The 15,349-nt window shown below is 39.2% G+C and carries 16 protein-coding genes; 2 read left to right on the forward strand and 14 right to left on the reverse strand.

Going from position 1 to position 15,349, the window contains the following annotated elements:
* Positions 1-16 precede the first annotated feature (16 nt).
* The 7 genes from IGJ04_RS07840 to gnd all read right to left on the reverse strand — a co-directional run bounded on the left by IGJ04_RS07840 (position 17) and on the right by gnd (position 5,883).
* Positions 17-469, reverse strand: a complete 453-nt coding sequence (locus tag IGJ04_RS07840; RefSeq protein WP_002354905.1) for a PTS sugar transporter subunit IIA — start codon at positions 467-469, stop codon at positions 17-19.
* A gap of 76 nt (positions 470-545) precedes the next feature.
* Positions 546-1,052: a PTS system mannose/fructose/N-acetylgalactosamine-transporter subunit IIB gene (locus IGJ04_RS07845; RefSeq protein ID WP_002354904.1), complete on the reverse strand. Its 507-nt coding sequence runs from the start codon at positions 1,050-1,052 to the stop codon at positions 546-548.
* A 21-nt stretch (positions 1,053-1,073) separates the two neighbouring features.
* Positions 1,074-1,946, reverse strand: coding sequence for a PTS system mannose/fructose/sorbose family transporter subunit IID (locus IGJ04_RS07850; RefSeq protein WP_002354903.1), 873 nt, complete (start codon positions 1,944-1,946; stop codon positions 1,074-1,076).
* Between the two features lie 20 nt (positions 1,947-1,966).
* Entirely contained in the window at positions 1,967-2,803 is an 837-nt protein-coding gene (locus IGJ04_RS07855; protein ID WP_438840101.1) for a PTS mannose/fructose/sorbose/N-acetylgalactosamine transporter subunit IIC, read from the reverse strand.
* Between the two features lie 12 nt (positions 2,804-2,815).
* A complete protein-coding gene (locus tag IGJ04_RS07860; RefSeq protein WP_002401114.1) occupies positions 2,816-3,919 on the reverse strand; it encodes an iron-containing alcohol dehydrogenase family protein in 1,104 nt (367 codons plus the stop codon).
* A 14-nt stretch (positions 3,920-3,933) separates the two neighbouring features.
* Positions 3,934-4,935, reverse strand: coding sequence for a D-isomer specific 2-hydroxyacid dehydrogenase family protein (locus IGJ04_RS07865; protein ID WP_002375530.1), 1,002 nt, complete (start codon positions 4,933-4,935; stop codon positions 3,934-3,936).
* 12 nt (positions 4,936-4,947) lie between these two features.
* Entirely contained in the window at positions 4,948-5,883 is a 936-nt protein-coding gene (gene gnd, locus IGJ04_RS07870) for a phosphogluconate dehydrogenase (NAD(+)-dependent, decarboxylating) (RefSeq protein ID WP_025188761.1), read from the reverse strand.
* A gap of 376 nt (positions 5,884-6,259) precedes the next feature.
* Between gnd and IGJ04_RS07875 the strand changes: the two genes are divergently transcribed.
* On the forward strand, positions 6,260-7,147 hold the full coding sequence (locus IGJ04_RS07875; RefSeq protein WP_002383224.1) for a MurR/RpiR family transcriptional regulator: 888 nt from the start codon (positions 6,260-6,262) through the stop codon (positions 7,145-7,147).
* Positions 7,148-7,405: 258 nt separating this feature from the next.
* On the opposite strand, the gene IGJ04_RS07880 is transcribed toward IGJ04_RS07875, so the two are convergent.
* The 7 genes from IGJ04_RS07880 to yfmF all read right to left on the reverse strand — a co-directional run bounded on the left by IGJ04_RS07880 (position 7,406) and on the right by yfmF (position 14,652).
* A complete protein-coding gene (locus tag IGJ04_RS07880; RefSeq protein WP_438840102.1) occupies positions 7,406-9,190 on the reverse strand; it encodes an ABC transporter ATP-binding protein in 1,785 nt (594 codons plus the stop codon).
* A complete protein-coding gene (locus IGJ04_RS07885) occupies positions 9,190-9,789 on the reverse strand; it encodes a MarR family winged helix-turn-helix transcriptional regulator (protein WP_002359022.1) in 600 nt (199 codons plus the stop codon). Before IGJ04_RS07885 ends, IGJ04_RS07880 begins: the two co-directional genes overlap by 1 nt.
* 249 nt (positions 9,790-10,038) lie before the next feature.
* Complete coding sequence (gene pgsA, locus IGJ04_RS07890; RefSeq protein WP_002365382.1) at positions 10,039-10,617, reverse strand: CDP-diacylglycerol--glycerol-3-phosphate 3-phosphatidyltransferase; 579 nt, start codon at positions 10,615-10,617, stop codon at positions 10,039-10,041.
* 98 nt (positions 10,618-10,715) lie between these two features.
* The gene (locus tag IGJ04_RS07895; protein WP_002359021.1) at positions 10,716-10,928 is read right to left on the reverse strand and encodes a hypothetical protein; all 213 of its coding nucleotides are present in this window, start codon (positions 10,926-10,928) and stop codon (positions 10,716-10,718) included.
* Positions 10,929-11,052: 124 nt separating this feature from the next.
* Positions 11,053-11,919, reverse strand: coding sequence for a RodZ domain-containing protein (locus IGJ04_RS07900; protein WP_010776182.1), 867 nt, complete (start codon positions 11,917-11,919; stop codon positions 11,053-11,055).
* Between the two features lie 167 nt (positions 11,920-12,086).
* Positions 12,087-13,391 carry an EF-P 5-aminopentanol modification-associated protein YfmH gene (gene yfmH / locus IGJ04_RS07905; RefSeq protein ID WP_010824020.1) on the reverse strand — a complete coding sequence of 435 codons (1,305 nt, stop codon included), beginning with the start codon at positions 13,389-13,391 and terminating at the stop codon, positions 12,087-12,089.
* Positions 13,384-14,652, reverse strand: a complete 1,269-nt coding sequence (gene yfmF, locus IGJ04_RS07910; RefSeq protein ID WP_002398177.1) for an EF-P 5-aminopentanol modification-associated protein YfmF — start codon at positions 14,650-14,652, stop codon at positions 13,384-13,386. The genes yfmH and yfmF overlap by 8 nt, the downstream gene beginning before the upstream one ends.
* A gap of 208 nt (positions 14,653-14,860) precedes the next feature.
* Between yfmF and mscL the strand changes: the two genes are divergently transcribed.
* Positions 14,861-15,310, forward strand: a complete 450-nt coding sequence (gene mscL, locus IGJ04_RS07915) for a large conductance mechanosensitive channel protein MscL (RefSeq protein WP_002354883.1) — start codon at positions 14,861-14,863, stop codon at positions 15,308-15,310.
* The last annotated feature ends 39 nt before the right edge of the window (positions 15,311-15,349 follow it).

Below are 15,349 nucleotides of genomic sequence, written 5' to 3' on the forward strand. Positions count from 1 at the left end.
ACCCTTTACTACATTCTTAAAAATCATCGTCCTCATCCTCTTCGTCCTCAAAGGAAGTCATAGAAATATCCCATGCTTGCACACTTTCTTTGCCTTGCGCAACAATCGCTTGCGCCGCTTCAGCAATCGGTGTGCCCAATAATTGATGGTTTATCGCTTCTAAGACCATTGGTAGGTTGGTACCACTCACCACAAAGATTTTCTTTTGTAGTGCTGGTTCGAGTTCGTTAATCACTAAAACTGCCTGATTGTAAGGACTCGCACTTAATAAGTCAACCATGACCAACACGCCATCCCCTTGTTGGACGTTCTCAATCGCTGTTTTAATTTGTCCGCCTAGTGCTTGGACATCGTCTCCACTATTTAGATTAACAGTTTCGATATTTTCGGTTGCGCCCATAATCACGGTAGCTGCGTCTTTCGCACCGTCACTTAGTGCACCGTGTGTAGCAATCACAATCCCTAACATAAAAGTTCCTCCTTCAATTCAGTGGCTTGAGTCATTACTTCAAACAGTCATGCAATGACTCAAGCGACTGGCCTTTTTATAAATTAAATTTGCCTAAAACCTCTTTTAAACTAGTTTTTGGTGCAGAAGGCGTTGCTTGGAAATAAATATCTTCTACGCCATACACCTCATGTAGTTCTTTTAATTTTTCAGCATCTTCTTTGTTTAAATAAACTGATTTGGTTACTAATAAATCTTTTTCTGGATTTTTCTGTGCAATACCGCCGATGTTTAACTCCTTCATAGGGACTCCGTGTTTTACTAAGTCATAAATTACAGAGACGGTTTTAGCGATTAAAATACAGTTGTACTCTTTGAATTGGTATTCATCCCAATAAAATTTAGCTTTTTCCGGCGTAATGACAATGGTTTTTTGTCCTGTCCGACTGCCTGCACTTTTGTATAAATCACGCATAAATTTATCCTTTGCCACCACTTCATCGACAACGAAAATGGAATTAACGCCACTTTTTTGGGACAAGGTCACCATCACTTGTCCATGAATTAATCGTTCATCTACTCTTGCTAAATTTACTACGCCCATCTGATTCACGTCCTTTTCTTTTTATAAAATACCGACTGTTGCTAAGACAATTAAGATACCTGTTAACCACAATAATGCTTGCGTAACTTTCAAGCCTTTTTTCGTATAGAACCAATACACGCCCATTACGACAGCTAGCGGCAAGAGTCCTGGGACAATCTGATCAAGGATATCTTGGACCACAAACTCACGGCCAGAAAGTTTAAATTGAAGGGTTGAAGAAACTTTGACATAATTACCAGCTAAAATTCCCATCATGAACAACCCTAAAACAGATAACATTTCAATGGCTTTTTGAATCCCCGCACTTTGCATTAAGCCTGTGGCATTCCGCCCCATTTTGAAGGATTGTCTCGCAAAGAACACACCTAACAGTACTTGATAAAGGGCAAACGCCACAAATGGGAAAATCGCACCTAATGCGCTACCTTGTTGCGCCCACGGCACCGCAATCGCAATAAAAATATATTGAACCGTGCCTGAGTCAATCGCATCACCAATCCCCGCTAACGCGCCCATCAATCCAGCTTTGGTGTTATACATTAAATCATCTTGCATCATGATTTCGCGGCCTTCATGTTCTTCTTTGGCCCGCTCTTGTTCCATGGAAGCCATCAGCCCAGTAATGACCCCGCCGCCCCAACTTAATTGCGTATTGAAAAACAGCAATTGACGCATATAAGCGGCTTTTAATTGTTCATCGTCTTTATATAATTTCTTTAAAAGTGGCATCATTGCGTACAATAACGAAGGCGCCAAGTAACGTTCAAAGGAATGGGGGATTTCATTGGCAAAATGCCAACGGAGATAGGCTTTTGTAACATCTTTATTGGTAATTTCTTCTGGTGCTAAATTCGTTGTTTTCGGCACGACTTTTTCTGTTGTTTCCGTCATTTCAGTTCCTCCTTTTTCTTTTAAAACCCGTCATCGTAATCGTCATCATCATCAAAATCAGTGGTGGCACTGGCGGAACCAGCACTTTCTGCTACAGGTTTGCCTTTTTGGACTTGCACAAAAATTAACGCAATAATTACGCCAAAGATGGCATACGTTACCATGGTAATTTCCAATGACTTAAAGACGATACTCATGAAGTATGCAAGGAAAAAGAAAACCAAGAAATCTTTTCGACCAATGACATAGACCGTTGTCGCAATCCCAATTGCGGCTAAACCACCACCGACTACTTCTAACACGTGAATCACAACGGTTCCTTCTAATGCTTTAATAATATCGGCAATGACTGGTGCCCCTAAATAAAGAGCAAAAAAGACTAATGGAACGAATAAAATAAATGAGGCAATCGTTGGATACCAGATAATTGAGCGGGCAATTTTTTTAGAATTTAGTTCAGCCACCGCACGATCGGTATACTTCCCTAAAAACGTGTTAATAAAGAAACGGAATTGATATAAATAACTTCCTAAAAGACCGACAGGAACCGCTACGGCAATAGCCGCTTCCGGCTTCAAATCCCCTAGCAACGCAACTGGCACAGCAATCGCTGCCGCAATTGATGGTTCTGCTGGCATAGAGCCACCTGGTGAAAAAACACCCATGTAAATCATTTGTAATGCTGCGGTGACAATCATCGCTTTCGGGACATCGCCCATCACTAAACCTGCTACTAACCCTGTCATTAAGGGCGAGAAACGCAACGTTAACGTTGCTCCTCCTCCAAGCCATCTGGACATAATTGCTGCCACCCAAAGCGCCATTATCAAACTTTGTAAAACACTTAACGTTTCCATAGTTCCTCCTTCTTATCCTTGGTTTTGGATATACTTTTCTAGCTCTTCAATCCCTTGACGTAAACGTTCTTCCGAAATCTCAATAGGAATTAAATGAACCTTTTCTTTTGAATCAATAAATTGAACCATTGCATCGAGTACTGCTTCTTCTGGGTAAAGGCCCATTTGTCGTAACGACATGGGCAAGTTTAGCTCTTGATAAAAAGGGATTAATGCGTCTATGATGGCCCACCTTTTTTCCAATGCTAATTGATAGAAGATGCCGTAAGCTACTTTTTCGCCATGTAAATAGTCATGACTTTTTGGTAAAAATTTACTCATAGCATCATGCATGGCGTGTGCTGCTGCATTGCGGGCGTATTTGTCACCGAAGCCGCCGACTAATCCGGAAACGGCGAAAACAATTTCTGAAAGATGGACAAATTCAGGCGTGAGTTTGCCCTCGTCCATCGCTGCTAAGGCTGCTTTTGAGTCCCGCATAATCGCTTCTTGCGAAAGCTTGGCGGTCGCTCCCGCTAATTGTAAAAAGGGTTCCCCTTGCAAATGGGCTTGGCGTAAAATGGTCTCTGATTCATACCATTTCGCTAACGTATCAGCTAAACCAGCGACAAAATAATCACGGGGCGCATCAAGAAGCAACTTAGGATCAGTGATTAAAAACGCAGCTTGGCGAAAGAAATGTTCCGTTTTGCCTTCGGCCGCGCCATTTTCTTGATACATCACAGCTAACGGTGTCCACGGCGCACAGTTACTAGCCAAAGTAGGGACCAAGCCAAAATTCAGATTGTTTAAATGGGCGCTGTAGCCCACTAAATCGGCTAACTTACCGCCGCCGACTCCCAGAAGAAAGTCAATCTGGTGTTCCTTTATTTGCTGTGAAATTTGTTCGGCGCCAAAATAACTACATTCTCCTGTGTAAGTGTGATAGAAGAATTGATACTCTGAATCTGCCAAGAAGGGCAAAAATGGCTGAGCTTTTTCAAAGGATACGGTGCCATGCACCACCAAAATTCGTTGGGCGTGATATTCCTTGAAAAGTGACGGCACCGAAGCTAAGGCGCCTTCGTGGTAACGATAAAATTGCGGTCCAACTTTCACTTTTAAATCAGTTAACATGCTCCTCCTCCTTCTTAACTAACGTAACGACTGACTTCTTGCACTGCCCGTTGAGGTAAAATACCTTGCACCACGTCTTCCACATCTTGCACGCATTTTTCTCCCATCGCTTGCAGGCATTCCATGGTATAAGCGGAGGTGTGCGGCGTCATTACTACATTTTCAAACGCAAGATAAGGATGATTTTTCCGACCTGGTTCCTCTTCTAAAACATCTGTCCCAAGCCCAGCAATTTTGCCCGATTGTAAACCGGCAATCATGGCTTCTTCATCAATCAAGGCGCCTCGTGCGCTATTGGAAAGATAGACGCCGTCTTTCATCTTGGCAATTTCCGCCGAGCCAATCATGTGATAACTTTCTTCAGTTAAATTAGCACATAAACAAATGATGTCTGCTGAAGCTAGCAACGTATCTAAGTCTACTTTTTTGGCTCCATAACTTTGCAGATAAGTGGCGGATTTATAGGGATCATACGCTAACACGTCACAGCGAAATCCGTTTCGTAACGTCTCCACGACACAACTTCCTGTGTTCCCAACACCAATGACACCCACAGTTTTGTTAAATAATGTCCGACCGACAAAATTCGCTCGTTTTTCCCATTGATCTGCTTTAACGCTGGCATCTGCAGCCACGGTTTGCCGTAAAACAGCTAGTAAATTTGTGACATTGTTTTCCGCCACGGCATCTCGTTCTACTAAAGCTGGGATGATGGAAACAATTGTATCGTGCTGTTTTGCAGCGTCTAAATCGATGTTGTTATACCCAATACCATGGCGAGAAATCAGCAACAATTCATCTTTATGTTCAAAAAATTCTTTCGTGAAAAATGGCGTCACGCTAGCAATAATAATCGTATATCCTTGTAAACGTTCCGCTAACTCTTTGCCACCAATTTCACTGTCGACTGTAAAATGCTTCACGGTGCCTATTTTTTCTAAGCGCGTCAAGTGTTCAGGAAAAATTTGACCAAAACTACTGGAATTCACTATGGCAATTTTTTGTTTTTTTAACATGACTAAACTCCTTTACTGACTTTTTACGACTTCATGCCCGCCAAATCCTTGTCGCAAAGAAGCGACCACTTTGTTTGAAAAATGATTTGCTAGCATACTTTCATTTCGAGTAAATAAGGACAACGCTGTCGTTGGGACGGGCATCTCCAAACGTAATGCTTCTTCAATCATCCATTTGGCTTCGCCATTTGCTGCAACTTTCCCTTCTAGATTGGCTAACGTAGGATTTTCCGCAAAAACCTCTTTCGCTAAGCCCATCAAGCGAGCTTCAATAATCGAGCCGTGATTCCACACATCGGCTACTTTCTCCAACGCAAAATCATATTCAGCAGCTTCTAATAAATTGAATCCTTCGCCCATGGCTTGCATCATGACGTACTCAATCCCGTTATGCACCATTTTCAAATAGTGACCAGCTCCTGATTTTCCAGCATAAAGATACCCTTGTTCACAAGCTAAATCTTCAAAAAATGGGGTTAACACCTTGACAGCTTCAGGCGCACCGCCAACCATTAAACACGCTCCTTCCCGCGCTCCTTTGATGCCACCAGAAGTACCACAATCAATAAAATAAATTCCTTTTTCCTCAGCAAGCTGAGCATTCGCGACACTATCATGAAAATTTGAATTGCCACTATCCACAATGATATCCTCTGGTGCTAATTGCTCTACCAATTCTGCCACTAATTGATTGGTAATCTGACCAGCGGGGGTACTTAAAAAAATCACCTTCCTTTTGTTAAGCGCTTTCAACAATTCTGACAACGAATCTACAACGGAAAGACCCTGTTCTCTAGCAGTCGCTCTTGCTTCCTTTGTCACATCAAAGCCAATAATGGGCCAGCCTTGTTCGTGAACATTTAATGCCATGTTCAAACCCATTTTCCCAAGTCCAATAAAGCCAATGTCCATTTTTCTTTCACCTGCCTCTTTTGATACTTCAATCATAAAGGATAAAAAAAATAATGTAAACGATTACACTAATTAAAAAAATATTTTTTATTTTTTAGCAAAAATCTTGCCTACTCAAAAGGTAAAACGTTTTTATTTTTAAGGAGCTTTCATACAAAAAACACAAGTAAATCTCTTGGTATCACGTTCTTTTTACTGGCTACTTTCTTTAGTTGAGAGAAGTCTTTTCAAGACCCCTTCATTTTTCAGAAAAAAGATTATTTATTTTTTTTGGGCTTTTTTTAAAGAATTTCTTTTTTGTGGAGAAAAAGAGAAATTGTATTTGTCCTCTTTTTCCACTATAATCAGTCTATACCAACAATGAAAAGGCATTCATTCTATTTTTAAAAAATAAGATTGGAGGAACGTGTTAATGAAAAACCACTATTTGGATCAACGGATTCGGATCAAAAAACCGAATTTGAGCCTCACAGAAAAGAAAATTTCCGATTACTTTGTTCATTCTGAATCATTATTGACACAAATGACGTTAGAAAGTCTGGCCAACGAAATTGGCGTCTCCCAATCTTCCGTATATCAATTTGTAAAAAAGATTGGCTATTCTGGGTTCCAAGAATTTAAAATTGATATCGCCAGAAATTCTAATTATCAGCCGACTTTTCAAAACGTCAATAGCGTGAATGGCGCCGATGATATTTCACCAGATGATGATAGTATTACGATTGCTAAAAAAGTCTTACAAGCCAATATTTATTCCCTCAGTAACGCCACACAGTTCTTAACAAAAGAGCTGTTAGATAACGTGTTGGCTTTGATGTACTCTGCCAAAACGCTTCACTTTTTTGGGCAAGGCGGCTCCTCTATTGTGGCTTTTGATAGTTTCCATAAATTCATTCGGACCAACTATCGATGCAACTACATTTTTGATTACCACATGCAGTTAAGTTTTGTCACAAAATTAACCAGTGAAGATTGCGTGTTTATTTTTTCCCATTCAGGCAAAACCAAAGAATCAATCAACCTAGCACGACAAGTTAAAAAAACCAACGCAAAAATGATTACGTTAACCGGTAACAGCGGTTCAGAGTTGGCAGGCTTGTCCGACGAAGCAATTATTGTCGTCACCGAAGAAGGCTTGTTTCGTGCGGAATCCTTGGCTTCACGGATTAGTTACTTAACGGTAATGGATATTTTATACACAAATACGATGTATCACAATTTTGATCAAAATGCCGATTCCTTGAAAAAAATCCGTGATAACATTAGCACAACTAAGACCGATCCGCATTATTTGTCGTAAAGATCTGAATGGTGCTTATTTTTGTAATATCGGTCCTCGCAAATTGGCTTTATACCGTGACTCTACATTTTATGAAGCAAGTGAACTACCATGGAGGTATTTAAAAAGCGACCAATTTTTTGGTCGCTTTTTATCTTGTGGGTAAAAATAAATTAGAAAAAAGAACCTGGGGGTTATGTCCAAGTTCTTTCTAAATCTTAAGACAATTAGTTAAATGCATGTGTTGTCTTAGCTTCATTTTAAGTTTGCTTATTTCGTTCATTCCATTACTTTAAATTGTTCGGACACATATTTAGCGTAAGTTTTATGTTTACTTACTAGCTCATCATGTTTTCCTGAACCAGTTACTTTCCCTTTTTCAACAAAGTAAATGCTATCCGCATCAACAATTGTCGACAATCTATGGGCAATAACCAATGTCGTTCGGCCCTTCATTAAATTGGACAATGCCTCTTGAACCTTCATCTCAGATTCTGAATCTAGGCTAGCAGTAGCTTCATCTAACATTAGAATCTTGGGATTCCGCAAGAATGCACGAGCAATTGCAATACGCTGTCTTTGTCCTCCAGAAATTTTAACGCCACGTTCACCGACTTCCGTATTCAATTTATCTGGCATTTCTTCTACAAATTTTCGCGCATATGCTAGTTCCAAGACATCCCATAGTTGTTCATCTGAGAAGTTTTCTGCTAAGCCATACGTTAGATTATCTCTGATTGTCCCTGCCATAATCGCAGAATCCTGTGATACAAAGCCGATTTGACGACGATAATCTGATAATTTGATATCTTTTATGTCAATATCTCCAAATTTAATTTGTCCTTCTGTAGGTTCATAAAACCTTTCAATTAAACTAAAAATCGTCGATTTCCCGCCACCTGATGGGCCAGCAAAAGCAATTACTTGGTTTGGCTGAGCAGTAAAAGAAATGTCTGTTAAGATAGGTTCCTCTGGTGCATCTTCATAAGAAAATTTTACATTTTTAACTAATAAAGTCTTTTCCGATAAATCAATATCTTGTCCACTTTCAAAGTCTTCAGGTTCTCTAGATAACAATTCTTGCACTCGTCGCGTTGATCCTGCTGCTTTAGCTACTTCAGAAAATAACGTCGCAATGATTGGCATGGCACCAATAAGATTAAATAGATACATTAAGAAACTCATCAATGTTCCGATTGTCATCACACCAACGGCAATTCGATGCATCCCATATGCTAATAGCCCAAATACCATGCTCATAAAGACCATCATCATAATTGGTTGCATAGATGCATCAAATATTGCTTCTTTTTTCCCTACATTAAATAACCGATCCACTTCATTTGCAGCACGAACCTGCGCCTGAGATTCAGCATTAGAAGTTTTGACTAAACGAATTTCACTCAACGTTTCAGTAGCAAGTCCGTTAAATTGACTCATAGCATCTTGGCGAATGTGACTAACTTTTGAACCAAATGCCATTACTGGAATCATACAAAGGATTACAACAGGAACAGCAATTACCATAGCAAGCGACATATGCCAATCCATTTTAATCATCATATATACCGTACCAATAACTGTAATCACACTGGCAACTGTTTGAGGAAAAGTAACGGCTAACAATTGCTTAACTTGATTAGTATCATTTACGACCCGGCTGGATATTTCACCCGCTTTAACAGAGTCAAAATAAGAAACTTTTAGAATAGTTAATTTATTCCATAAGCGTTTACGCATATTTTGGATGACATTTTCACCAAAAATACCTAAAATTGTCCCTCCTAATGCAGAAACGAGTGCTGAAAATATAAATAATCCAACAACTTTACCTAATAAACTATAATCTACTCCCTTTTGAAAATTATTGACTAAACTTGAAGCAAGTTTTGGAACGTACACTTGGATACTAGAAGAAATCACAAGAAATATCATCCCAATGCCAAGCAGTAAATAGTTAGGCTCTGTCATCTTGATTAAGCCTAAAAATTCTTTAAACGAAAATTTTGTTTTATCTGCTCGGATAGAATCATGACTATTTTTGCCGCCTCCACCTACTGCCATTATCTTCTCCGACCTCTCTTCCATCCTTCAAAGCCACCGTATTCACCATTGAATTCACCAAATCTACCAAAGCCATCATGTCCCATCATCTGTTCTCTAGCTCTACCATATCTAGCTGATATTTTTCTGAAATGTTCCCAATTTTTATCGTCGCCAAAAATTGTTTCAATTTTATCTAAAAATTCTTCACTAGAAATATTCTTTTCTATACGTTCTAAATAATTATTTAAAGACTCTAGTTCCTCCTCTGAAAAGCCCTTAAACATTTCTTCATTAAATCCATTGGAAATATTTCCTTGAGTACTTAAACTTTCTCGTCCCTTATCGGTCAATACAACGAATGTGACCCGAGCATCTGATTCATTTTTGACTCGTTTAACTGCTTTAACAGACTCTAATTTTTTTATGATTTGTGTCACACTAGAAGGTTTTATATCTAAATATTCAGCGATTCTTCCAGCTGTTACATTTTCTTCAGAAGCAAGCAATTTTAACGTTTCAAAAGTGTTATCTGGTTTCTCCTCTATGCTAGAAGCAAAGATTAAGTAAGGTTGTTGAGCAATTTTTAATAGTTTATTTAAAATATCTGTTTTTTTCATAATTTCCTCCAAAAAAATTTATTTAGTTTATATATAAGCTAACGAACTAAATAGTAATCTATTTAGTTTACTTTGTCAACAACGAACTAATTATTTGTATGTAGATATAACCAAAATGAAAAATAGCATACAGAAACTGCCGATTTGTTTTATCGATTCATCTGTTCCTCTACTTAAAAATCTATTTGTCCATTCAATCATGAATACTAAAAAAACGCTTGGCACAAGCCAAGCGTTTTGATTCTCTCTTTACATCGAACCTTTAAAAACATCTTTATTCTTAGCAAAATAATCAACACCAGAGTAAATGGTGAAAATCAAGCAGGCATATAGCATGATTTGATCTAGTGGTAGATGAAGTGCTGAAAATGGAATGTTGTTAATGAATAGTAAAATAATTGCAACCATTTGGGTAGCTGTTTTTACTTTTCCCGGCCAAGCTGCTGCCATTACTTCGCCATGTTCGACTAATAACAACCGTAAACCAGTTACTGCCAATTCACGACAAACAATAATTGCTACAATCCAAGCGGGTACTTTGCCTTGACCAACTAAGACGATAAAAGCGGTCATCACTAGCATTTTGTCCGCTAATGGGTCCGCAAATTTTCCGAAGTTCGTCACCAAGCCTTGCGCACGGGCAATTTTGCCATCCAACCAGTCTGTAAAACTAGCAACTGCAAAAATAATCGCGCCCACTAATTGGGTAACGGCTAACGTTGTGTCGCCAAAACTAATCGTTCCCCAGTCCATTGGCACTGACACAATAATAATAAAAATCGGAATCATAAATATTCTTAAAACTGTTAATTTATTTGGTAAATTCACTTCAATTGCCCCTTCCTTCTCCTGTTCTATTTTACGTTATCTTGCTGGCAGTGTCACGAAAAAAAGAAAAGAATCTGGAATAATTGCCGTTTGACCGTTTATTCAGAAATATTCTTGCCTTTTTTTAGAAAGAGCTGGTAATAGCCTAAACCTAAATTAATCATTCCAATCAATGTGATACTGTCTAAAAATTTAGAACCATAGATAAAGTAGAAATACAGTTGTAAGCCAACAATCAAGAAGCCCATGACCAACAGAGCGATTGAAAATATGGTGATAAGATTAAATTTTTTATTAACTATTTTAAGCATTGATAACCCCTTCTCTCTTGAATTATTATTGTCGTCTTTTTAACCATTCGCTGTTAATTATAAAAGAAAAGAATCTGGAATAATTGCCGTTTGACAGTTTATCCAGATTCTTCTTACACCATTTCTAACGATACGTAATCCCTAATGTAACATCCTTACGAATTAAAACTGGCGTTTTTTCCAGTGTTAAATCGGCGCCATCGACTTGAATGGCGACGTTATTTGAGGCGCCTAAAATCAGTGTTGCATTGGCGGCATTCGCAGGTAAAGCTGTTGTTTCTGTTTCTCCTGCTTGCAGGGTGTGTTGGTACGTATAGTTGCCATCGACCATCACGCCAATCCAGCAAGAGCCTTCAGTGCCTTTAAAGGTAATGTTGATTGGACTATTCGCATCTTTAACCGTTGCAGTCACTTGATTGTTAGCATCACTCACCACAGCCACAGCTGTTTTCTTCTCTGGTTCGCTTGAAGAAGACGGCGGTGTACTACTTTGTGTGCTACTTTCTGGGGCTTGACTTGATTCTTTGGGTTTTTCCACACTGGCACTAGTTGCCGGTGTTTGAATAATCGGTTCGGCTTTTTGATCTTGCCACATAATGTACAGCACTACGACCGCAATGGCTAAACCAATTAACGAAAAGGCAATGGCTGGTAAGTTCCGCAGTAACCAACTGGATTGCTTTTCTTCGTCATGCAATTGCTTACGTGATCCTTCAAGCTCTTCATACACTGGCTTGGGTTCTTCGACAATTTCAGGCTCTTTGCCATCATAGATATCTACCAATTGATTGCCATCTAAGCCGACCGCACTTGCATATTGGCGGATAAACGCCCGCACATAAAAGGTGCCTGGTAAGGACTCAAAATCGTTTTGTTCAATAATTTCTAAATATCTTTTTTGAATTTTTGTCATTTGTTGCAGTTCATCAATTGTGATGTTCTTCTGCAATCTTGCTTCTTTTAGTGTTTCTCCAATATTTACGCTGGCCACTCGTCCATCTTCTCCAGTCTATTTTGTTAATTTATCGATTGTCTCATCAGTCTTTTTCAATTGCCAAGGAAAACATTCCCGTCCTTTAAGAATACCACAAAAGAAGCCAACTGAGGATAACAAAATTGAAAGATTTCAAAGATTTTTCTTTTTCTTAAACAGTTGGTTTATTGCTCGGTTTCTCCTTTAGGATACATGTAGAAACGGCTCAATCCTTCTTCACGAATAAAGGTCTCTGCTACTTGGCGGACGTCGGCTAATTGAATACTTTCAATGACTTCAATCTTATCAAACAGCGTGGTTTCCCCAAACAATGATTGTGAAAATTGGTTGGCGATATACTCTAAAGAGTTTAAGGATTGGAAATATTTACCAATCATTTTTTTCTTCAATAAGGACAAATTTTCTTCCGTTAATTCTGGACTTGTTGTGGCAGATAATAAAATAGCTTCAATTCGTTCTGCTAAGACTTCTGGTTGCTCACTATCGCCGCCAATATCCGCAAAATGGAAACTGCGATCTAAATTAAAGTCATAACTAAAACTATCATCTAACAAGCCTTCATCATAAAGAGCCAAATAGTTTTGAGAGGTATTACCAAACAATAATTGTAACAACAAGTTCACGGTGATTTGATATTTCATTAAGTCACGACCCGTTGTTGGCACTTCATCTAAGCCTTTCAAGCCAACAAGCACTTTTGCCCGTGTGACCGCCATTTCAATGGCGCTCTCTTTGACAATGTCGGCAGCTGTTTCTTCAGGAAAATGCCGACGAATAGGTTGGGCGGCAGGAAACTCTTTCGCCGCTTGATTTTCACGAATGAACGCCATTAACGCTTCAGGGTCCATTTTCCCTACCACGAATAAGGTCATATTACTTGGATGATAAAACGTATTGTAGCATGTATACAAATCCTCTGCGGTAATCTCCGCAATACTTGCCACTGTGCCGGCTATATCAATATGCAATGGATGTTTCGGATAAAGGTTACCTAAAATACCAAAGAACAAGCGCCAGTTAGGATCATCTAAATACATTTGAATTTCTTGTCCGATGATGCCTTTTTCTTTTTCGACCGTTTCCTTCGTGAAATACGGCGATTGCACAAAATCAAGCAACGTTTCTAGATTTTGTGTCACTTGATCCGTCGTTGAAAACAAATAACTCGTTTTCGTAAAACTGGTAAAGGCATTCGCTGAAGCCCCTTGTTGCCCAAATTTTTGGAAGACATCGCCATCTTCTTTTTCAAACATTTTATGTTCTAAAAAGTGGGCGATTCCGTCAGGCACTTCAATCATTTCCTCTTGACCAATTGGCACGAACGTATTGTCAATGGAACCATAATCGGTCGTAAACAAGCCATACGTTTTTTGGAAATCATTTTTCGGTAATAGGTAAACCTTTAACCCATTTTCCAGTGTTTCTGTATACAATGTTTCTTTAATTTGTGCATAGTCTTTTTTAATCATTTTCCGTTTCTCCTTCCAAAAAGAAGATCGCTTGAAGTTCCAAGCGTTTGGCTACTTCTTGGATTTCTGGAATAGTCACGGCATTAATCCGCGCAATCCATTCCTCCGCCGTCAGCATTGTCTGCGGCATTAATTCGTTCAAGTATTCTTTTTCCAGCCACGCGCCTGCATTATCTAACGCTAAGATATACTGATTTTTTAACATTGCTTTCGTTTGTTCAATTTCTAATTCGCTAATCTTACCTAAGCGAATATTTTCCAATTCTGTCGAAATCAAACGCAAGACCTGATTCCGATTTTTGCCATCGATTCCTGTTTGAACCGTCATGAAGCCACGGAAGGTGTCGATACTACTAGAAGCATAATACGCTAAATGCTCTTTCTCACGGACATTCATAAATAATTTAGAATGCGGGAAACCGCCAAAAATCCCATTAAACACTTGCAACGCAAAATAATAGCTATCGCCATAATAAATATCTGTGTTGTAAGCCAAGTTTAATTTCGATTGGGCTAACACCTCACGCTCGGTCCGCTCTTCAATCACATTGCGAATTGGTTGATTGTAGAAAATCGCGGCTTTGCCTTCTTCACGAGGCGTAAACGGTAATTGCTTGAATAGTGGCACTAGCTCCGCCTCATTGACATCACCTAAAACAAAAATATCCACTTGATCTTCCGCCAGCATTTTTTGATAATACGCTGCTAATGACGCCGCTGTTTCCTCAGCTAACGCCGCAACGGTCCCAAAACTAGGGATTTTTTGATCCTCCGATTGATTAAAATAGACACTTTGAAGCGCCAAAGAAGCATAGGTTTGCTTATCCTCCACAATACTTTCCAAGTACGCTTTCAAGTTCTCTTTCTCCCGTTGGAAGGTTTCCGCCTCAAATTGGCCCGCTTGAATATTGGGGGCAAAAATAATTTCCTTCAAAAAATCCACCGCTTCGGCAAGCACCTGACTATCCTGTAAATAATGATCATTGACAATGTTCATAGAAATATTAAACCAATGTTGATTGCCTTTTTTGGAAACGCCAATCCCAAAACTGGCGCCGTAAAGTTCCGCCAAACGCTCACTTAACTTGACTTGATTCGGGTAATTCAAGCTGTTGGTTTCCATCAAACTGGACAACAGCGTTCTTTTTGTAATGGTTTCATGATTTAATCGTGTATTAAAGCGGACTAAAAGACGCACCGTTTTATATTTTTCTGTAGGAATGACGTGTAAATTCACGCCTTTAACTAATTGAACAGACATTGCCGCATCGCTCCTTCATTTGCTTCATCTTACCTAAAGAATGCTGTGAAATATATGTATCGCGTAAATTCTAAAGCATTTTTTAATGTTTTTTCCAATAGCTCCATTATAACACAGCTTCAGGTGCTTTCTGAATGATAAGAGTTTTTCAGTTCAAATTTTCAAGAAGATTCGGTATACTGTTTTTAAAGTGAGGAGGGAAAAAAGAATGATTAAAGAATTTAAAGAGTTTATCATGCGCGGAAGTGTCTTAGATCTAGCCGTCGGTGTTGTCATTGGTAGTGCGTTTACTGCAATCGTGACACAAGTGGTGGAAGGCTTGATTACCCCGTTAATTAGTCTGATTTTTGTCTTGACGACTGGGAAAAAGAGTGCCGACGATGCATTAGGTGCCCTTGTTTATAAAGTCGAAGGCGTTGAATTCAATATTGGTAGCGTGATTAGTGCACTTATTACATTTTTAATTACGGCTTTCGTCCTCTTCTTGATTGTCAAAGCGGCCAACAAAATGAAAAACCGTGGCAAAAAAGAAGAAGCGGCAGAAGAAGAAGTGGTACCAACGAGCGAAGATTACTTAAAAGAAATTCGCGACTTGCTAGCGGCGCAAACACCGCCTGCTGAAACTGTCAAAACAGACAGCACCTTCACAGAGAAATAAGCAAAAAGTCATCCTGAGGGGATGACTTTTTTGTTTGGA

Source organism: Enterococcus sp. AZ050, assembly GCF_051715085.1.
GTDB classification, from domain to species: Bacteria; Bacillota; Bacilli; order Lactobacillales; family Enterococcaceae; genus Enterococcus; species Enterococcus faecalis.